Below are 17,765 nucleotides of genomic sequence, written 5' to 3' on the forward strand. Positions count from 1 at the left end.
GCGTCCTAGAGGTCTCCACCGTTCGCGATCCCGTGACGGTCGCGCAGCATGAATCGCTGGATCTTGCCGGTCGCGGTCTTCGGCAGGCTGTCGACGAACTCGACCCATCTCGGATACTTCCAGGGACCGATGGCGTGCTTCACGTGCACCTTGAGCTCTTCGTAGAGCGCGCGGCCGAGATCGTCCGGACGGTTCCGCAGCACGACAAAGGCCTTCGGCTTGATCAGGCCGTTGTCGTCGGAGGCCGGCACGACGGCGGCTTCGAGGACCGCGGGGTGGCTGACCAGGGCCTCCTCGATCTCGAACGGCGACACCCAGATCCCGCTGACCTTGAACATGTCGTCGGTGCGTCCGCAGTAGGTATAGACCCCGTCCGGTCGCCGCATGTACTTGTCGCCGGTGCGGGTCCACTCGCCGAGGAAGGTGCGGCGCGATCGCTCGCGCTGATTCCAGTAGCCCGCCGCCGCCGACTCCGCCTTGACCAGAAGCTCGCCCATCTCGTTGTCGCCGACGTCCTGCGCGTTTTCGTCGACCAGCCTGAGCTTGAAGCCGTCGACCGGCACGCCCGACGTGCCATACTCGACGGCGTCGGGCAGGTTCGTCAGGAACAGGTGGCCCAATTCGGTCGAGCCGACGCCATTGACGATGTCGAGACCAAATCGCGCCTTCCACGCCTTACCGACGTGGGAGGGCAGCGCCTCGCCGGCCGAGAAGCAGAGCCGCAGACGCTTCGACATGTTCTCCGGCCTGCATTCGGGATCGGCCAGGATCGCCGCATACAGCGTCGGCACCGCAAAGAACATCGTCGGCTGATAGCCGCGCAGCATCTCGAACACGGTCTGCGGCGTCGGGCGCTCCGGATAGAACACCGAGGTGGCCCCGACCCACATCGGACAGATCATGGCGTTGCCGAGGCCGTAGGCGAAGAACAGCTTGGCGGCGGAGAAGACCACGTCGTCTTCGCGATAGCCGATGCGCTGCTGGCCGGCGCTCTGCGCCATGATCCGCGGACTCGAATGCACATGCATGACGCCCTTCGGATTCCCGGTCGTGCCGGACGAATAGAGCCAGTAGGCGACCTCGTCGGCGACGGTCCTGGCCGGCGCCGAGCCTTCGTTCTCGGCTGCGAGAAGCGAATCCAGCCGCGGCACCGATTCCGGACCACCGCCGACGACGACGATGCCCTTCAGGTTCGGCAGATCCTTGGCGGCTTCCTGGACGTCAGCCAGCAAGGCCGTCGAGACGAAGACGGCCTTGGCGCGCGAGTCCTCGAACAGATAGCGATACTGATCGACCGTCAGCCGCGTATTGACCAGAACGGGAATGACGCCCGCGCGGATCGCTCCCCAGAACAGGATGGGGAAGTCGACGGTGTCGAGCAGAACCAGCGCAATCCTGTTCTCGGGCTCGATTCCCATGCGCGCCAGCATCGGACCGATGCGTGCCGCCGAATCCCGCAATTCGCCGTAGGTCAGGTTTCGTGAAGGATCGATAAAGGCGATCTTGTTGCCGCGACCCTCGGCAACGTGACGGTCCACGAAGTCGACCGCTGCATTGTAATCGCGAAGCGCTGTCATGAGCGTCGCCCAACGTTGATCGTTCCTCACACTAGACGGCGGACCGACGGCCTTTCCTTGACTTCCGTCAGGTCGACCGTTCGACATCATATGGTTCGTGACGCACGGCTTGATTTTTGTCATGGAACGACGGCGTCGGACGGCGCAGCCTGACGATCGAGATCAGGGGTCCTACGATGCACGCACCCGCCTCGGAGCCGAAAAAGCGCCTGTTGAGATTGAGACTGAACGGGCGCTGGCGCGAAGACGCCGTGGGCGAAACGCAATTGCTGGTCGACTATCTGCGCGAGGTCGCGCACCTCACTGGCACGAAGACCGGCTGCGACGGCGGCGAATGCGGGGCATGCACCGTCCTGGTCGACGGCGAGGCCGTGCCGTCCTGCATCACGCTGGTAGCGCGCTGCGAGGGGCGGAGCGTCGAGACGATCGAGGCGCTGGCGACGCAGGGACGTCTCAGCGCCCTGCAACGCGCCTTTCACGAGAAGCTCGGCGCGCAATGCGGCTTCTGTACCCCGGGCATGATCATGGCGGCCGAGGCGCTGCTGCGCGACAATCCGGCCCCCACCGAGGACGAGATCCGTACGGCGCTCGCGGGCAATCTGTGCCGGTGTACGGGCTACGTGAAGATCATCGAGGCCGTGCGGACGGCCGTGGAGGCCGGGTCATGAGCGTTGACGCGGGCACAAGGCCCCCTCGCCGCGGCGTTCCCCTGATCGACGGCGTCGAGAAGGTCACCGGACGCGCGCGTTACACCGCCGACCTCGACCACGCCGGCGCCCTGGTCGGGCGCATTCTGCGCAGCCCGGTCAGCCATGGCGAGATCGTCGGCCTCGACGTATCCGCCGCGCGCAATCTCGAGGGCGTCGCGGCGGTCGTCACCGGCGACGACTGTCCCTACACCTACGGCGTGCTCCCGATCGCGATGAACGAATATCCGCTGGCCCGCGGACGCGTGCGCTATCGCGGCGAACCCATCGCGGCGGTCGCCGCCGTCGACGCGGAGACGGCGCAACGCGCTCTCGAGTTGATCGAGCTGAAGATCAGGGAGCTGCCCGCCTACTATACGCCGGCCGAGGCTCGCGCGCCGGATGCCATCCTGCTGCACGACAACAAACCCGGCAACGTCGAGCGCGAGGTTCATCACCAGTTCGGCGACATCGACGTCGGTTTCGCCGCGGCGGACTTGGTGCGCGAGGAGACGTTCTCCTGCGCCGAGATCAACCACGCCCAGATCGAGCCGCATGCGAGCCTGTCCGAGTTCGATCCGCTGACCGGCCGCCTCACCGTGCAGACCGTCTCCCAGGTCGGCTACTACCTGCACCTGATGCTGGCGCGATGCCTCGACATGGATACGTCGCGGATCCGGGTGATCAAGCCCTTCATCGGCGGCGGATTTGGCGCGCGCGTGGAGGCGCTCAATTTCGAGATCGTGACCGCGCTGCTCGCCCGCGCCGCCAACGGCAAGGTGCTGATGGAGCTCAGCCGCGAGGAGACCTTCATCACCCACCGCGCCCGTCCCCATACCGACATCCGGCTCAAGCTCGGGATGAGCAAGACCGGGCGGATGACCGCATGCGAATTGCAGGTGGTGCAGCGCGGCGGCGCCTATGCCGGTTATGGCATCATCACCATCCTCTATGCCGGCTCGCTGCTGCACGGCATCTACGACATTCCGGCCGCGAAATACGACGGTTACCGGGTCTACGCCAACCTGCCGCCCTGCGGGGCGATGCGCGGGCACGGCTCGGTCGACACCCGCCATGCCTTCGAGACCCTGGTAGACCGCATGGCGCGTGAGCTCGGCCTCGATCCGTTCGCGGTTCGGCGCGCCAACCTGCTGCACGCGCCGACCCGCACCGTGAACGACCTCGTGGTCAACAGCTACGGGCTGCCGGAATGTCTCGACCGGGTCGAGCGTGCAAGCGGCTGGAAGGAGCGCATCGGCCGCCTGCCGCCCGGCAAGGGTCTCGGCATGGCCTGTTCCCACTACGTCAGCGGCGCGGCCAAGCCGATCCATTTCACCGGCGAGCCGCACGCGGTGGTTCATCTCAAGCTCGACTTCGACGGCGGCGTCACGGCGCTCACGGGCGCCGCCGACATCGGCCAAGGGTCCTCGACGATGGTCGCGATCGCGGTGGCCGAGACGCTCGACGTCTCGCTCGACCGGGTGCGGGTCGTCTCGGCCGATACCGCCGTCACGCCGAAGGACAACGGCGCCTACTCGTCCCGCATCACCTTCATGGTCGGCAACGCGGCGATCGACGCCGCGAGGAAGCTGAAGGAGCTGCTCATCGCCACCGCCGCACGCAAGCTCGAGGCTCGTCCCGAAGACGTGGAATGCGAGAACGAGACGTTCCGCGTCGGGCACGGCGAGCAGTCCGCGCTGCGGTTCGCCGACGTCGTGGCGGCAGCGCTGGTCAATGAGGGCGCCATCACCGTCAAGGGCGCCTTCACCTGTCCGCCCGACGCGCAAGGCGGCAAGCACCGCGGCGGCGCGGTCGGCTCGACGATGGGCTTCAGCTACGCCGCCCAGGTCGTCGAGGTCAGCGTCGACGACGCAACCGGACAGGTCTCGGTCGACAAGGTCTGGGTCGCGCTCGACTGCGGCCGCGCCATCAACCCCTTGGCGGTCGAAGGGCAGATGCAGGGATCGGTCTGGATGGGCATGGGCCAGGCGCTGTCCGAGGAAACCCGCTATCTCGACGGATTGCCGGCCCACGCCAGCATGCTCGAATACCGCATGCCGACCATCATGGACTCCCCGCCGATCGAAACCCACATCGTCGAAAGCTACGACCCCAATGGACCGATGGGGGCCAAGGAAGCCAGCGAAGGCGCATTGGCCGGCTTTCCGCCGGCCCTGGTGAACGCCATCGCCAATGCGATCGGCATCGACCTCAACGAACTGCCGGCGACCCCTGACCGGATCATGGACGCGCTGATCGAACGCCGGCGGAAAGCACGGCTGTCCCGTGCGCTGAAGGCCGCATCATGAGCACGCTGTTGCCGACGTTCCGTCTCGCCGCGCCCCGGACCGTCGCGGAGGCGATCGCGGCGCGCCGCGATCACCCCGCCGCCCGCTTCGTCGCCGGCGGCACCGACCTGCTGGTCAACATGCGGCGCGGCATCAGCAGTCCGGACGTGCTGATCGACCTGTCCGGGATCGACGCGCTCACCGAATTCCGGATCGACGACAATGGCGTCACGATCGGTGCCGGCGTGACGATCGCAGCCCTCGCCCGCCACGAGGTGATCGCCGCCCGCTATCGCGCGCTGGCGCAGGCCGCCGCGTCCATCGCCGGCCCCGGCCATCGCGCCATGGGCACGGTCGGCGGCAATCTGTGCCTCGACACCCGCTGCATCTACTACAATCAGAGCGAATGGTGGCGGCACGCGAACGCCTATTGTCTCAAGAACCGCGGCGACACCTGCCACGTCGCCCCGCAGGGACAACGCTGCCACGCCGCGTTCAGCGGCGATCTCGCGCCCGCGTTGCTGGTCCTCGGCGCCGAAATCGACGTTCTCGGCGAGCAGGGCTTGCGCCGCCTCCCCCTGAGCCAGCTCTACATCGAGGACGGCAAGGCCCATCTCGCGCTGGCCGACGGCGAGTTGATCACGGCCGTGCGTCTGCCGCCCGCCCCGCCGGCCTCCGCCTACGCCAAGATCCGCACGCGCGCCGCGATCGATTTTCCGCTGGCCGGAGTCGCGGTCGCGCTCGCGACGTCGGGACCGGCGATCGCCTCGCTCGACGTGGCGCTGACCGGCACGAACTCGCGTCCGTTCCTGCTCGCCGGCACGGATGCGCTGGCGGGGCGCGCCATCGACGACAAGCTGCTGGCCGAGGTCGATCGGCTGGTGCAAAAACAGGTGCAACCGATGCGCACCACGCTGACGTCGGCCAACTATCGCCGCGTGGCGGCCGCCGCGCTGGCACGGCGCCTGATCGCAGATCTCCGCCCGGCCTGACCTCCATCCGGCTTGAACCGAGCGCTCTGCGTCGCCGGAATGACCGCCGTCGCCTCGATCTCGATCTTTTGCGGGTGGCGCGCGCCTTGTCGGTCGCCCCTCACATTCCGTCCGAATCAAACCTTGTCGTAGATCAGCGCACCGGCCGCAGCGTGCCTCGTACCGCGTTGCGGTCGTCTGCGGCGATCCGGCGCAACGCGACGATGTCGGCCACATTGACCTTCGACGCGTTGATGGTGACGCCCACGCCCCTCAGCTTGGCAAAGGCGCGCGACAGCGATTCGGGCGTCAGGCCGAGCCGGCCGGCAATCAGGATCTTGTCATAGGGCAGCGCGAGCGCGCAGTGACCGCGCTCCGCCAGGGACAGCGAGGCCAGGAATTCCGCGACCCGCTGCACGCCGCTCTGCGCCTTGAGCTGCTCGACCTGCTGCACCAGGTAGTGCATGCGCTGCGAGACCGACGCGATCATCGCAAGCGCGATGTCCGGACTCGCGCGGATGCAGCGGATCAGGTGGTCGGCGGGGATGCGGGCGACCCGCGCCACGTTGACCGCTTCCGCGGTGGCAATGTATCGGCCGCCGGAGAACGCAATCGCCTCGGCGAAGCTGTCGCCCTTCGTCATCATGTCGATGACGGTCTCCTCGCCGGACTGCGTGCCGCGGGAGATCTTGACCCAGCCGTCGACCACGATGAAGAACGCCGTCGCCGGATCGTCCTGCCTCATGATCAAGTCGTGCGGCCGCAATATCGTTGCGGTCGCCGGCGCGATGATGTGCTGCACGGTCTCCGGCTTCAGTCCTCTGAACACCGCAACGCGGGTGATGACTTGCAGGTCGCCGGCTGTCAGCTTTGAAGACATTCCAGGGTCTCCAACCATATGTGCGCCATATGGGGCGATTGACCCGCCGCGTGGCTTTGATCCGCATCAAATCGCTCGGGTGAATTCATGCTGCGCCGCACGCGCCCGTCTTCGCTGCAATGCAGCTTGCTGCGCTTGCGCAGCGCACACGAGCCGCCGACGTCGCGTCAGCGGATCGGCCGCAGGGTGCCGCGCACGGTGCTGCGGTCGTTGGCCGCGATCCGGCGAAGCCTGGCGATGTCGTCGATCGTGACTTGCGAGGCGTGAATGGTCACGCCGATCTCGCGCAATTTGGCGAAGGCCCGCGACAGTGATTCCGGCGTGAGACCGAGCCGGGCCGCGATCAGCATCTTGTCGTAAGGAAGCGATATCTCGCATCTGCCGTGCCGGGCGTGCGACAGCGACGCGAGAAACTCGGCGACGCGCTGGACCCCGCTCTGCGCCTTGAGCTGTTCGACCTGCTGAACGAGATGATGCAGATGCTGCGACGTCGACGCCACCATCGCCAAGGCGATGTCGGGATTCTCGCGGATGCACCGGATGATGTGATCCGCCGGGATTCGCGCGACCCGGCTCCCGCTGACCGCCTCGGCGGTCGCCGGATATCGGTTTCCCGTGAACGCGACCGCCTCGGCGAACCCCTCGCCCTTCTGCAAGACGTGAATCACCGTTTCGTCGCCGGACGGAGAGATGCGGAACAGCTTCACCAACCCATCGATCACGATGAAGAACGCGGTCGCCGGCTCACCCTGGCGAAACAGCCATTCGTGAGGCCGCAGCATCACGGCATTTGCGGGCGCGATGATGTGCTCCACGGTTTCCGCTTTCAGTCCGCGAAAGATCGCGGTGCGGGTAATCACCTGGAGATCGCCGGCCGTGAGTTTCGAGGACATGAGGGAGATCCCAAGCGAGCCGCCCGCAATTCATGCGACTGGCGCGCTTGTCGTCCTTGACGGTGGTCAAGTGGGTGTTTTCGCTGCAACGCACAGGGTGTCGCAGCCCTGCATCAAATTTCCGCAATCGATTGCGGGCGGCGCGAAGCGGGCTTGGGACGACGGCCCTCGCCGACGCGGCGACGCTCCACCAGCTTGCGCATCGTCGCGATGGTGATCGATCCCAGAGTCGCGTGCGCGACGTCGTCGATCTCGCCGAGAACCTCGCTCAGGGTTTGCTCCTCGCTCGGCCCATCCCCGTTTGCCGGCTCGACCGAGCTCAGATCCTCGAACAGCTGGGCGACGTCCAGCAGGGTCGTGCGGCGCGGATTGCCGATGAACTGATAGCCGCCGCCCACGCCGCGAACAGAGCGGACGAGGCCCGCGCGCCCCAAGACGTGCATCACTTTCGCGAGGTGATGGCTCGACACGCCGTACTTCCTGCCGATCTCGGCGACCGAGAGCTGCAGGCCTTCGCGCGCGGTCAGTTCCAGCACCGCGAAGATGGCCAGCCGGGTGGAAATCTGCAATCTCATGCCATCCTCACGGTCGAGCGCTCAATCGAGATCCTTCTCGAGCTGAATGTAGGGCCCCGCGATCATGCCTTCGCCGCGGAAGAACAGCATGGGAAGGTGACCATCCCGTGCGACCATCGTCCGCATCTTGTCGACGCCGGCCTTCCTGAACTCGTCCGAGATCGCCTCGAACAGGGCGCTGCCGACGCCGTGCAGGCGCATCTTCGGTTCGACCGACAGCGCGAACACCCAGCCGCAGGGCGTGGACCCGAACTCCCAGGCGCGCACTTCGCCGATGATGAAGCCGAGCAAGGCTGCCGCCGAACGATCCACCCGGCTTTCGGCCACCAGGAAGAAACGCTCCTCGCTTCGCTGCCGGCCGTAGCGGCGGAAGATGTCGTTCCAGTAGCCGGCCTTGGCGAGCTTGGTGACGCGGGCGTCGAGCGCGATCACCTGCGGGATGTCGGCGGCCCGGACGCGCCGGACCCGCACCGCAGAGCTCGCCGTCGTCTTCGTTTCCTTCATATCGGAGGCGCCGCCGCTTCATGAACTATGAATCCATAGCGCATAATCACGCATTGTGGTACTTATTTATCGATAAATGATGAACCGCGAGATGCCGTGGTGACCTGCGCACGACCGGAGGACGATTCACGGACCTGGCGGACGGCCGACGCCGTCCATATCGACGTTCGCGGCCTGGAGGCGCCGGAGCCGATGATCGCGATTCTACGGGCGATCGACGCCGGCGAGGTCGACACCGCCCTGATCGCCCATCTCGATCGCGAGCCGATCTTCCTCTACCCCGAGCTGGACGACCGCGGCTGGGCCTACGAGCTGCTGGATTCCTCCTGCGGGAGCTCGGATTGCGAGGACGGAGTCATGCTGCGCATGGTCCGCTGGGGCTCATGACCCTCGCGGCCTCCTTTCTCGGCGGCGCGAAGAGCAGATTGCTGCCGCGATCGATTCCGTTCCGGTTCTTCGCGGCGGCGGCCAGCTTTCACGTCCTGGCGTGGCTGGTCCTGCTCGTCAGCGCCGGCGAGGCAACGCGCTTCCGGGGCGGCCTCGGGCCGGCGCTGGCTGCCGTTCACCTGCTGACGCTGGGAGTGCTGGTTACGACCGCAATCGGCGCCTCCGTCCAGCTGCTGCCCGTGGCGACGCGGCGCACGATGCACGCGGTCTGGCCGATCAAATTGATCTTCTGGCTGACGGTGCCCGGACTGATGGCGCTGGTGGTTGGCATGTACGAGGCGAAGACCGGCATTCTCGTTCCGGCGTCCGCCGCAACGGCGGGCGGACTGCTCCTGTTCTGCGGACTGCTGGCCGACAATTTGCGTCGCGCGGGCAGCCTCCCCGTCGTCGGCGCCTATGGCTGGGCCGCGCTGGTGATGCTGGTCCTGGTGATCGCATTCGGGGTCGCGCTGTCGCTCGACGAGGAGCGCGGCTTCCTGCCCGATCATGGTGCCGGCGCGCTGGCGCACCTGATCCTCGGCGGATTTGGCTTCATGGGAATGCTGGCTCTCGGCTTCAGCCACGTGCTGATTCCGATGTTTGCGCTCGCGTCGGCGCCCGCAAAACGGCCGAGCCTCGCAAGCTTCGTCGCCGCGTCGACCGCGCTCGTCCTCGGCACGCTCGGAGCGCTGGCGGGGAGCCGCAGTCTCCTGACCGTTGCCGCCCTTGTCGGCCTCGGCGCTGCCGCGCTGCATCTCTGGCTGATGCATCGCGTGCTCAAGACCGGCATGCGCAAGCGGCTTGGACTGTCCTTCGTCCTGATACGGGCGGCCTGGATCATGCTCCCGGTGACGCTCGTCACCGGCCTTGTCGCGCTCTACGGCCTCGCGGGCGACAATGGCGGCACCCTGTTCGGATTCCTGCTGCTGTTCGGCTGGCTCCTGACGTTCCTGGTCGCGATCCTCCAGCGGATCATGCCCTTCCTCGCCTCGATGTTCGTGGCGCCGCAGGCCATGGGAGGCTCGCCGATCGTGTCCGAACTCGCCAATGCCCGCTCGCTCAGGATCCATGCCGTCTGCCACGGCGTTGCCTGCGCGGTGCTCGTGGTCGCCATCCTGCTCGAAAATGCCACGCTGGCGCGTCTCGGCAGCGCCGTCGGCCTCATCGGCGCCATCGCCTTCGCCTGGTTCACCGCCGACGCGATCCGTCGAATCTGGCCGACCAGCTAGCCGCTCGCTACAAGGCCCGGTCGAAGCACAATTGCTGTGAAGGGCGGAACCCGCAGCTGTCCAGATAGGCCAAGAGGTCGCGGTCTCTCCAGTCCACCTCGGTGCGCAAGTTCTCGACGCGCAGCGTGCCGAGATTCATCAGCAATTGCGAGAGCAAGGCATGCCCGACGCCCCTGCTCTGATAGTCGGGGTGGACGCCGATCGTATCCAGCACCGCGGTGGTCTCGACCCGGCCGAATTCGCCGAGGTCGACGCGGGCCATGATGAAGCCGACCGCCACGCCGTCGAGCTCCGCGACGAGCGACACGCGGACGCCCGAGTCGGTCAGCGCGTCCACCAGCTTGCGCTCGAAATAGCCGGTCCGCTCGCGGCCAGTGATCCGGCTGTCGATCTCCACCAAAGCGGCAAGATCGCCGGCGGCCATCGAACGCACCGGTATCCGGTCGCGCGCGAGCGGCCCGAAATCCGGTGCAGGCGGGGCGCCGTAGCTGATCTCGGCGGCCTCGCCGACGCGCTGCGGGATGACCATGTTGGCGTCCTTGGCCATGATCGTCGCTCCAGTGTTGGTTCTACTCGGCATCGACGGCTTCCGGCAGCGGAGTGAGGGTCGTCCGCTCCAGCACCAGGCGCGGCGCGAGTCCGAATCCGGACGCATCGAAGAAGCGCAGCAAGCCATGGTTGGCCCAGCCCGCCTGGGACTGCAGCGACTTGACGCCCTGGCGGCGCAGCGCCCCAGCGAGCCCGTCCATCAGGGCATGACCGACGCCCTGCTCCCGGTTGCTGACCACCACTCCGACCGCATCGAGCGTTGCCGTAGTCTGTTCCCGGCCGAACTCGCCGCGCAAGATGCAGGCGAAAGCGAAGCCGACCAGGACCCCGTTGCGGTCGATGCCGACCTGGACGTAGTCCTCCGGATGCTGTTTCGCCTGCGCCAGCCGCTTTTCGAAGAACCCGCGGCGGGGCTGGCCAAAATGGTGCGAGTCGATGGCAATGACCTGTTCCAGATCGGCCGGACGCAGCCGGCGGGTCTCGCTCTGGCTGTTGGTAGCGGCATCGTTCATGTTCGCGCCTCACCCATGTTCGACATATTGCTGATAGAGCTCGGCCTCGGTCTCGGCATCCATGTTCTCTTCGAGCACCGGCAGGAGTGCCATCTCCTCCTTCTGGACGTGGGCGAGCATGCGATCGCTGAGCTCCTGGCCCAGCCGCATGAACTCCGCCCATTCTTCGGGCTTGAACCCGTTGACTGCGGCCCCGCGCGCCAGGGCCGCGACGCGCATCCCGATCGGCCGGATCGCCGCGTGCTCGCTGGCGAGATGCTCGCCGATGTCGGCGTCGCCGATGGCCGCCAGATAGGTGAAGATGTGATCCTCCTCGAACGCGAAGTGCCGCTCGACCTCGGCCTCCACGCCCGTCGAGAGATCGGCCAGCATACGCGTCACGCCCGCCTCGGCCTTGTCGGGCGGGCCGCCGCGGCGCCAGCGCGCCAGCATCTGCTCCAGCCGTTCCATCAGGGCGACGGTCGCGCCGTGCTCGTCATGAAGCGTCTGGCTGATCCGGTTCGCAAAGCTCATCGGAGATCCTCGACTGGACGACCGGGGTCGACGGCCATCAGCTGTGCAGTTGCTCGTACTTGACGAGCAGGTCGTCCGGACTTTCGACCCAGTCCGGATTGGGCAGGATGCAATCGGCCGGGCAGACCAGCTTGCACTGCGGCTCGTCCTCCGCACCGACGCATTCGGTGCACTTCATCGGGTCGATCACGTAGATCGGATCGCCCGCGGTGATCGCCTTGTTCGGGCATACCGGCTCGCAGGCGTCGCAGGCCGTGCAGGCCTCGTTGATCATGAGTGCCATGGCGTTGTCTCCTTACGATGTCAGGCGGCCCTGGAAACCCGGTTGGCCGCCGCCAGCTTGTCAAAACGGAACGCTCCCCACAGCGCGGCACCGATAGCACCGGCATAGATCGAGTCCTCATGGCTGCGGACCGCGATCGTCATGTCCTTGATGTGGGAGATGTCCTCCTCGAGGGCGGCGATCAGCCCGGTGTCGAGCGCCAGACCGCCGGTGACCATCACCGCGCCGTTGCGCGCGCCGATCGATTTCAAGAGCTTCGACAGTCGCGCCGCCATCGACAGATGGATGCCCTTGAGGATGTTCGGCGTCGAGATGCCGCGCGAGACCATGTTGATGACGTCGGTCTCCGCGAGCACCGCACAGATGCTGCTGACCGCTTCGGGCGTCTTGCCCTCGCAGGACAACGTCCCGATCTCCTCCTGCGCGATGCCGAGATAGCGGGCGATGTTCTCGAGGAACTGCCCGGAACCCGACGCGCACTGGCTCGTCATCTTGTAGCTCAGGACCTTGCCGCGGTCGTCGATCTGGATCGCGCGGCCGTGCAGGGCGCCGATGTCGAGCACCGCGCGAGACTCGGGATTGAGATAAATCGCGCCGCGAGCGTGGGTCGTCATGGAGTAGAAGTGGCCGGTGTGGAACGGCACGCTCTCGCCCTCGCCCGTGGTCGCGACGTAGTCGACGTCCTCGGCGCGCATCTTGGCGTCCTCCAGCACGGCATCGTAGACCACGCGTGCGAGCTCCAGCGGATCGCGCTGGCGGATCCGCATCATGTATCGCGCGAGCCAGGTCTCCTCGCCGTTCTCGACCTTGAACAGCGTCGCCTTGATGGTGCTGGTGCCGATGTCAATTCCCGCCGCGATCGTCATTGCTCGCTCCCGTCGACCTGCCCGAAATGTGCCCGGCGCGCGAACTCGGCCGCGCCGAGCGCGCCGGTATAGATCGAGTCCGGATTGATGTTGATGACGACGTCGCCGTAGTTCTCCTGGATCACCTTGCGCAGCTCGCGCACGGCGGCCTCGTTCTTGGCGACGCCGCCGGTGAACGTGAACTCGTTGGTGATGCCGCCCGAGCGCGAGATGATCGAGATCGCGCGCAGGATGATCGCGCGATGCAGGCCAGCCAGGATGTCCTCGCGCTTCTCGCCGAGCGACAAGCGGTCGCGCAACTCGGCGCCCGCGAACACTGTGCAGGTCGAGTTGATGCGCGCCGGCCGATCCGACTGCATCGCCAGCGGTCCCAGCTCGTGCAGGCCCATGTTCATCTCGTCGGCGATGTAGCCGAGATAGCGGCCGCAGCCCGCCGCGCAGCGGTCGTTCATCTGGAAGTTTTCGACGATGCCGTTGGGATCGATCTGGATGCCTTTGGTATCCTGCCCGCCGATGTCGAGCACGGTTCGCGTCTGCGGATACATCAGGTGAGCGCCGAGACCATGGCAGAGGATCTCGGAGCGGATGTGCTCCTTGGAGAACGGCAGCGTCACCCGGCCGTAGCCGGTGCCGACCAGGTAGGTCTCCTCCAGTTCGACCGCGAGCGCTTTCTCGATCATGGCCTGGATGTCGGAGGCCGCCGACTTGACCGAGGGTTCCGAGGCCAGCACGCGCCCGAGCGCACGGCGGAATTTCTCGCTGAGCTCGCCCGCCGGCGGCCGGTTCTCGACCTCGATGATCGACTTGTCATAGACGTTGAGAAGCAGGTCGTAAGGCAGCCCCGCATCGCGGGCAACCTCCTCGGCGTGATTGTGGTAGCGCGATCCGGCGATGTCCCGGAAGAAGTCCGACTTGCGCTTGGCGCCGGGGGCGTACAGTTCCGGCGCCTCCTCGCGCAACCGCCGGAACACCTCGCCGAGCGAGCTCTTCACGCCCGATCCGACCTTGGCGAAGCGCTCGCCCTGGATCTGGCCGATGCAGGTCTGCTCGAGATCGTCGAGCTGCTCGAGGAACTGCTCCAGGCGAAACGCCCGCTCCAGCGCCGCAAGGAACGCGTCGAGCTCCACCAGGCCGTTGGCGCTGGTGAACGCCCGCCGGAACAGCGTGAACTGTCCGTCGACGCGGGCCTCCTGGCTCGCCACCCGCGCCGCGGTCGCGTAGTTGGAGCGCGAATTGGTGATGCCGTGACCGATGACGTTACGGTCCTCGTCGAGAAGGACGGCCTTGGTCGTGGTCGAGCCGAGATCGATGCCGACGAATGTCTTCATGCTCTCCTCCTCAGGCCGCGGCGTGGGCGCCTGAGCGCTTCTGGTCGATCATCTGGAAATAGCTTTCGAGGCGGTTCTTGATGTTCGCCGCGGAGAAGTAGCGCGGGTCCACCAGGTCGGATTCGACGAAGGCGGCCGGCTTGCCGGTGCGCTTCTCGACCTCCCGCATCATCAGGAGCTGCCCCGCCGAGAAGCTGTTGCAGCTCTTGATCGAGTTGATCAGCAGGCCGTCCGCCTCGTACTCGTTGATGTAGTTCACGAGCATGTCGATCCGCATCGGCAAACTGCGGTTGGTGTAGACGCCGAGGCAGTACTCGGCCAGGGTCTCGAGCGGCTTGCTCGGATCGTGCCTGAAGCCGAAATCGTAGACGCCGCCGACCTTGGTGTAGCTGGAGGCGACGATGACCGCGCCCTCGTCGTAGAACATCTTCCAGAACTGGCGGAAGTTCGTGTAGTTGGGCGGTCCTTCCACCACCAGCCGGTACTTCTCCTTGCCCATGTCGCCGTCGGGCGTGACCGGGCCCTGTCCGTTGGCGAGGCGTTCCTCGACTTCCTCGCGCAGGAAGCGATAATAGTCGATCGCATCCTGGGTGCCGCGGAATGCGCCGAAGATCGGCCCGATGTAGTAGATGCCGCCGAAATAGGCGTCGATCGGCGACGGTTTGGCCTTGGCGCTCTGCAGCACGCGAACGAGGTCGTCCTCGGCCCGGCTCGACCTCTTCAGGTTTTCGCGCAGCCGGTCGATGTCGAACTTGACGCCGGAGACCCGCTCGAGGGTCGGAATCACCTCCTCGCGGAGCTGCTTCACCATGTAGTCGATCATGCCCTTGGTGATCTTGCCGTCGCCCATGTAGGGCGTGTGCAGCATGATCGTCTCGCACTTGTACTGCTCACGCAGCAATTCGAACCACTTCATGAAGGTGAAGCAGCCGGTGTAGGAGAGCAGCAGGACGTCGGGATTGGGAAACTTCTTGCCGTTCGGCGCGATGTTGCCCTTGGCCATCATGCCGATGTCGGACTTGACGTAGGTACACACGTCCTCGGAATGGCCGATCTTCTCGGCTTCGAGCACGTAGCTGCCGCTGACGCGGCGCAGCCCGCTCTGGATGGCGTTGACCTCGGGAAGGTTGTTCACGAGATCGAAACACATCACGAGCTCGTTGAGATTGCCGGGGACGAAGGTGGCGGCCACCTTCGCGCCGGTCTGGGGCGCAGCCGTCAGGCGATCGTAGTGCGCCGCCATCATCTCCTTCTGCTTCAGCATGGAGGCATCCTTGATGACCTCCTTCGCCGGCGCCTTGGAGGTCACGATCTTGGTATTCGGCGTCGTCATGCTCCGCTCCATAGTTTGATTGAGTCGGCAAAGGTGCCCGCCTGCTCCCTGATCGGTTGCATCTGGCCGGAGTTTTCGGCGTATTTGAATGCAATGAAGGGGATGCCGGCTTCCTTGAGCACGTGCTGCAGCATCGGTCGCTCGAGCAGCGCGGGATCGCAGAAGCTCGGCGCGGCGAAGATCACGCCTTCGGCCGCGGTGCGCTTGACCGCGCGGACGAGATGCTGGCCCTTCTCCTTCTGGTTCGGCTCGTATTTCGCAGCCGTCGATTCGGAGTGGTGCAGGAACGCCGAGGCAAGGTTGCGCAGGGGATCACCCTCGGTCGCGACCTCTCCGGTCAGCCACCGCGTCACCAGCAGCAGGTCGTCGTCGACCACGTAGCAGCCGGACAGTTCCAGCGACTTGATGAGATTGAGGGGCGGCTGTTCGCAGAACATGCCGGTCAGCACGACGCGGCAGTTGTCGCGCATCGGCCGCTCGTCCGCCCGCGTCGCGGCCAGATAATCGCGCAGCATGGCGCTGTGCTCCTCGACCGGCAGCAACAGGCCGGCGCGCACCATCAGGTAGACCTCGGTGGCCGGTGCCTGCCACGGCCGCTCGGCCCGGAAGGCGTAGAGCTCGCGGATCAGCCTGCGGTTCTCGTTGTAGAGCGCGATCGAGCTGTGCAGCTCCTCGTCCGTGATCGGCTTGCCGCGAAGCTCCCCGAGATCGTGCCTGAGCTCGGCGAGCTCGTTGACGTAGAAGTTTCCGCCGATCTCGTCCCGGTAGTTCTGCGGCACGTCGAAATAGCGCGAATAGACCTTTGGAAACATCAGTTTCCACATGCCGGACAGGTTTCGGATGACGTCGCAGATCGACGGGAACAGCATGCCGTCGACGAAATCCAGCCGGCCGGACACGCCGAGCTCGATGGTCGAGCGCGGAATGCGGCAGATGTAGCTCTGATAATAGGCGTCGCCGTGGATCACCTCGAGCTGGTCGCCGCCGCCGACGACGCCGAGCGGCAGCATGCCGGCGGCATGAATGAGCTCGCGCGGCACGTAGATCGGCATGTAGCCGACCACCTTGCGGCCGGGCTCCGCGTCCTTCCAGGCGCGCGCGGCGGAAAACGAGAGATCCTCGAACAGCGCGTTGGCGCGTGCGACGATGTCGGCGGTAGTCGAGGGATTCAGCGATGTTGCCATTGCGGCGGCCTCTTTGCGACGAATGACTTAAGACCGTGGGCGGTCATCGAATGGTCCTCACAGTTCGGGAACGAGTACGGCATGGCGCTTGAGCGCGGCGGCATGTGCGGCTTCGAAGACCCGGTTGATCTCCCTGAGCGGATGCTTCTCGGCGAACTGGCAAATCCTGACGCGGCCGTTCATGACGAGTTCGAGCGCTGCCGGATAAAGCTCCGGCGGACAGCCCCAGCTTCCGATCACGCGCGCGTCGTACGCCGTGGCGTCCGAGAGCCGGATGTCGACCTTGTCGGCGGCGGAGCCGACGATGACCAGGGTCGCGCCGTGATCGATCAGGCCGTACGCGGTCTCATGGCCAGCGCGCGTGCCCGAGCATTCCAGGACGATCCATCCGCTCCGAGGCAGGGAGCGGCGCGCGGCGAACGCCTCGATCTCCGACTTGACGTCGTGCGGCGCCATCTGCGCCGAATTCAGCGCCAATGCGACGCCTGCGCTGCGGATCGCGGCAAGTCGATCATCGTCCTCGTCGAGCGCGACGACGATGCCCCCGAGCGCCGTCGCGATCTGGGCCGCATAGCCGCCGACGTCGTCCAGCCCGTGGACGACGACGAGGTCCTTCTTCCGAACGCCGGCCCGGACCACCGCGTGGTAGGCTCTGGTCACCCCGTCGGCGATCACGGAGAGATCGGCCAGGTCGATTCCGAGCGCCGCCATGCGGCGCTCGTCGACCACGCAAAGCCCGTGCACGGGCACGGTGATGTGGGTGGCGAAGCCGCCATGCATGTCGTTGCCCGGCATCTTGCGGTCCTGGCAGATTTCCGCCCGGCCGCGCAGGCAGGCTTCGCAGCGACCGCATGGAATCAAGGCCGGGATGACGACCGCACGGTCGGTGTACCAGAGAGCGTCCGCGCCTGCGTCGACGACGTGACCGCTGATCTCGTGCCCGAGCGCCAACGGCAGTTCGTGCTTGGTGCATACGCCGTCGTAATAATGATCAAGGTCGGATTGGCAGACGCCGCAGCCGGCGATCTCGACCACGACTTCGTTGGGCGCGAGAGCGGCGGTATCGAACTCAGTCGGGACCAAGGGCATGCCGGCCCCCGTCATCACCCACCGAATCGGCTTGGCGCTCATTCGTCTGTCCTCCGGTCCGGCTGTGAAGCCATCATCC

At 66.2% G+C, this 17,765-nt stretch carries 19 protein-coding genes; 5 read left to right on the plus strand and 14 right to left on the minus strand.

The window, feature by feature from the left end; translation table 11 throughout:
• Positions 1–5: 5 nt before the first annotated feature.
• Positions 6–1,577, minus strand: coding sequence for a benzoate-CoA ligase family protein (locus KGM94_RS02240; RefSeq protein WP_300254480.1), 1,572 nt, complete (start codon positions 1,575–1,577; stop codon positions 6–8).
• Positions 1,578–1,753: 176 nt separating this feature from the next.
• Between KGM94_RS02240 and hcrC the strand changes: the two genes are divergently transcribed.
• Genes hcrC through hcrB form a run of 3 tightly spaced genes read left to right on the plus strand, consistent with a single transcriptional unit; the run spans position 1,754 to position 5,543 of the window.
• Complete coding sequence (hcrC, locus tag KGM94_RS02245) at positions 1,754–2,245, plus strand: 4-hydroxybenzoyl-CoA reductase subunit gamma (RefSeq protein ID WP_300254482.1); 492 nt, start codon at positions 1,754–1,756, stop codon at positions 2,243–2,245.
• Positions 2,242–4,572 carry a 4-hydroxybenzoyl-CoA reductase subunit alpha gene (gene hcrA / locus KGM94_RS02250; RefSeq protein WP_300254484.1) on the plus strand — a complete coding sequence of 777 codons (2,331 nt, stop codon included), beginning with the start codon at positions 2,242–2,244 and terminating at the stop codon, positions 4,570–4,572. The genes hcrC and hcrA overlap by 4 nt, the downstream gene beginning before the upstream one ends.
• Entirely contained in the window at positions 4,569–5,543 is a 975-nt protein-coding gene (hcrB, locus tag KGM94_RS02255) for a 4-hydroxybenzoyl-CoA reductase subunit beta (protein WP_300254486.1), read from the plus strand. The genes hcrA and hcrB overlap by 4 nt, the downstream gene beginning before the upstream one ends.
• 133 nt (positions 5,544–5,676) lie before the next feature.
• On the opposite strand, the gene KGM94_RS02260 is transcribed toward hcrB, so the two are convergent.
• The 4 genes from KGM94_RS02260 to KGM94_RS02275 all read right to left on the minus strand — a co-directional run bounded on the left by KGM94_RS02260 (position 5,677) and on the right by KGM94_RS02275 (position 8,374).
• On the minus strand, positions 5,677–6,402 hold the full coding sequence (locus tag KGM94_RS02260; protein ID WP_300254488.1) for a Crp/Fnr family transcriptional regulator: 726 nt from the start codon (positions 6,400–6,402) through the stop codon (positions 5,677–5,679).
• Positions 6,403–6,569: 167 nt separating this feature from the next.
• Positions 6,570–7,295: a cyclic nucleotide-binding domain-containing protein gene (locus KGM94_RS02265; RefSeq protein ID WP_300254489.1), complete on the minus strand. Its 726-nt coding sequence runs from the start codon at positions 7,293–7,295 to the stop codon at positions 6,570–6,572.
• A 113-nt stretch (positions 7,296–7,408) separates the two neighbouring features.
• Positions 7,409–7,870 (minus strand): Rrf2 family transcriptional regulator, encoded by a 462-nt coding sequence (locus KGM94_RS02270; RefSeq protein ID WP_300254491.1) that lies wholly within the window; start codon positions 7,868–7,870, stop codon positions 7,409–7,411.
• Between the two features lie 21 nt (positions 7,871–7,891).
• A complete protein-coding gene (locus KGM94_RS02275) occupies positions 7,892–8,374 on the minus strand; it encodes a GNAT family N-acetyltransferase (RefSeq protein WP_300254494.1) in 483 nt (160 codons plus the stop codon).
• A 99-nt stretch (positions 8,375–8,473) separates the two neighbouring features.
• Between KGM94_RS02275 and KGM94_RS02280 the strand changes: the two genes are divergently transcribed.
• Both KGM94_RS02280 and KGM94_RS02285 read left to right on the plus strand, forming a co-directional pair.
• Positions 8,474–8,761 carry a DUF2249 domain-containing protein gene (locus KGM94_RS02280; RefSeq protein WP_300254496.1) on the plus strand — a complete coding sequence of 96 codons (288 nt, stop codon included), beginning with the start codon at positions 8,474–8,476 and terminating at the stop codon, positions 8,759–8,761.
• Positions 8,758–10,029 carry a hypothetical protein gene (locus tag KGM94_RS02285; RefSeq protein ID WP_300254499.1) on the plus strand — a complete coding sequence of 424 codons (1,272 nt, stop codon included), beginning with the start codon at positions 8,758–8,760 and terminating at the stop codon, positions 10,027–10,029. The genes KGM94_RS02280 and KGM94_RS02285 overlap by 4 nt, the downstream gene beginning before the upstream one ends.
• Before the next feature lie 7 nt (positions 10,030–10,036).
• Here KGM94_RS02285 and KGM94_RS02290 read toward each other — a convergent pair whose 3' ends face one another.
• Genes KGM94_RS02290 through had form a run of 9 tightly spaced genes read right to left on the minus strand, consistent with a single transcriptional unit; the run spans position 10,037 to position 17,728 of the window.
• A complete protein-coding gene (locus KGM94_RS02290; RefSeq protein WP_300254502.1) occupies positions 10,037–10,576 on the minus strand; it encodes a GNAT family N-acetyltransferase in 540 nt (179 codons plus the stop codon).
• Between the two features lie 22 nt (positions 10,577–10,598).
• The gene (locus tag KGM94_RS02295) at positions 10,599–11,090 is read right to left on the minus strand and encodes a GNAT family N-acetyltransferase (RefSeq protein WP_300254505.1); all 492 of its coding nucleotides are present in this window, start codon (positions 11,088–11,090) and stop codon (positions 10,599–10,601) included.
• A gap of 9 nt (positions 11,091–11,099) precedes the next feature.
• Positions 11,100–11,603 carry a hemerythrin domain-containing protein gene (locus KGM94_RS02300; protein WP_300254508.1) on the minus strand — a complete coding sequence of 168 codons (504 nt, stop codon included), beginning with the start codon at positions 11,601–11,603 and terminating at the stop codon, positions 11,100–11,102.
• 37 nt (positions 11,604–11,640) lie between these two features.
• A complete protein-coding gene (locus KGM94_RS02305; RefSeq protein ID WP_300254510.1) occupies positions 11,641–11,886 on the minus strand; it encodes a YfhL family 4Fe-4S dicluster ferredoxin in 246 nt (81 codons plus the stop codon).
• 20 nt (positions 11,887–11,906) lie between these two features.
• Complete coding sequence (bcrD, locus tag KGM94_RS02310) at positions 11,907–12,752, minus strand: benzoyl-CoA reductase subunit D (protein ID WP_300254513.1); 846 nt, start codon at positions 12,750–12,752, stop codon at positions 11,907–11,909.
• Positions 12,749–14,080, minus strand: coding sequence for a benzoyl-CoA reductase subunit A (gene bcrA, locus KGM94_RS02315; RefSeq protein ID WP_300254516.1), 1,332 nt, complete (start codon positions 14,078–14,080; stop codon positions 12,749–12,751). The genes bcrD and bcrA overlap by 4 nt, the downstream gene beginning before the upstream one ends.
• 10 nt (positions 14,081–14,090) lie before the next feature.
• Complete coding sequence (bcrB, locus tag KGM94_RS02320; RefSeq protein ID WP_300254518.1) at positions 14,091–15,413, minus strand: benzoyl-CoA reductase subunit B; 1,323 nt, start codon at positions 15,411–15,413, stop codon at positions 14,091–14,093.
• Positions 15,410–16,597 carry a benzoyl-CoA reductase subunit C gene (gene bcrC / locus KGM94_RS02325; RefSeq protein ID WP_300254520.1) on the minus strand — a complete coding sequence of 396 codons (1,188 nt, stop codon included), beginning with the start codon at positions 16,595–16,597 and terminating at the stop codon, positions 15,410–15,412. The genes bcrB and bcrC overlap by 4 nt, the downstream gene beginning before the upstream one ends.
• A gap of 57 nt (positions 16,598–16,654) precedes the next feature.
• Complete coding sequence (gene had / locus KGM94_RS02330; protein WP_300254523.1) at positions 16,655–17,728, minus strand: 6-hydroxycyclohex-1-ene-1-carbonyl-CoA dehydrogenase; 1,074 nt, start codon at positions 17,726–17,728, stop codon at positions 16,655–16,657.
• Positions 17,729–17,765 lie beyond the last annotated feature (37 nt).

Source organism: Bradyrhizobium sp., from assembly GCF_028868675.1.
GTDB lineage: Bacteria > Pseudomonadota > Alphaproteobacteria > Rhizobiales > Xanthobacteraceae > Bradyrhizobium.

Excerpts from the sequence above, each read along its gene's own strand:
- KGM94_RS02260 (WP_300254488.1), bottom strand. The coding sequence starts at position 6,402 with ATGTCTTCAAAGCTGACAGCCGGCGACCTGCAAGTCATCACCCGCGTT.
- KGM94_RS02270 (WP_300254491.1), bottom strand. The coding sequence starts at position 7,870 with ATGAGATTGCAGATTTCCACCCGGCTGGCCATCTTCGCGGTGCTGGAA.
- KGM94_RS02290 (WP_300254502.1), bottom strand. The coding sequence starts at position 10,576 with ATGGCCAAGGACGCCAACATGGTCATCCCGCAGCGCGTCGGCGAGGCC.
- KGM94_RS02265 (WP_300254489.1), bottom strand. The coding sequence starts at position 7,295 with ATGTCCTCGAAACTCACGGCCGGCGATCTCCAGGTGATTACCCGCACC.
- KGM94_RS02295 (WP_300254505.1), bottom strand. The coding sequence starts at position 11,090 with ATGAACGATGCCGCTACCAACAGCCAGAGCGAGACCCGCCGGCTGCGT.
- KGM94_RS02300 (WP_300254508.1), bottom strand. The coding sequence starts at position 11,603 with ATGAGCTTTGCGAACCGGATCAGCCAGACGCTTCATGACGAGCACGGC.
- KGM94_RS02240 (WP_300254480.1), bottom strand. The coding sequence starts at position 1,577 with ATGACAGCGCTTCGCGATTACAATGCAGCGGTCGACTTCGTGGACCGT.
- hcrA (WP_300254484.1), top strand. The coding sequence starts at position 2,242 with ATGAGCGTTGACGCGGGCACAAGGCCCCCTCGCCGCGGCGTTCCCCTG.
- KGM94_RS02275 (WP_300254494.1), bottom strand. The coding sequence starts at position 8,374 with ATGAAGGAAACGAAGACGACGGCGAGCTCTGCGGTGCGGGTCCGGCGC.
- bcrD (WP_300254513.1), bottom strand. The coding sequence starts at position 12,752 with ATGACGATCGCGGCGGGAATTGACATCGGCACCAGCACCATCAAGGCG.
- bcrB (WP_300254518.1), bottom strand. The coding sequence starts at position 15,413 with ATGACGACGCCGAATACCAAGATCGTGACCTCCAAGGCGCCGGCGAAG.
- bcrC (WP_300254520.1), bottom strand. The coding sequence starts at position 16,597 with ATGGCAACATCGCTGAATCCCTCGACTACCGCCGACATCGTCGCACGC.
- hcrC (WP_300254482.1), top strand. The coding sequence starts at position 1,754 with ATGCACGCACCCGCCTCGGAGCCGAAAAAGCGCCTGTTGAGATTGAGA.
- bcrA (WP_300254516.1), bottom strand. The coding sequence starts at position 14,080 with ATGAAGACATTCGTCGGCATCGATCTCGGCTCGACCACGACCAAGGCC.
- KGM94_RS02285 (WP_300254499.1), top strand. The coding sequence starts at position 8,758 with ATGACCCTCGCGGCCTCCTTTCTCGGCGGCGCGAAGAGCAGATTGCTG.
- KGM94_RS02305 (WP_300254510.1), bottom strand. The coding sequence starts at position 11,886 with ATGGCACTCATGATCAACGAGGCCTGCACGGCCTGCGACGCCTGCGAG.
- had (WP_300254523.1), bottom strand. The coding sequence starts at position 17,728 with ATGAGCGCCAAGCCGATTCGGTGGGTGATGACGGGGGCCGGCATGCCC.
- hcrB (WP_300254486.1), top strand. The coding sequence starts at position 4,569 with ATGAGCACGCTGTTGCCGACGTTCCGTCTCGCCGCGCCCCGGACCGTC.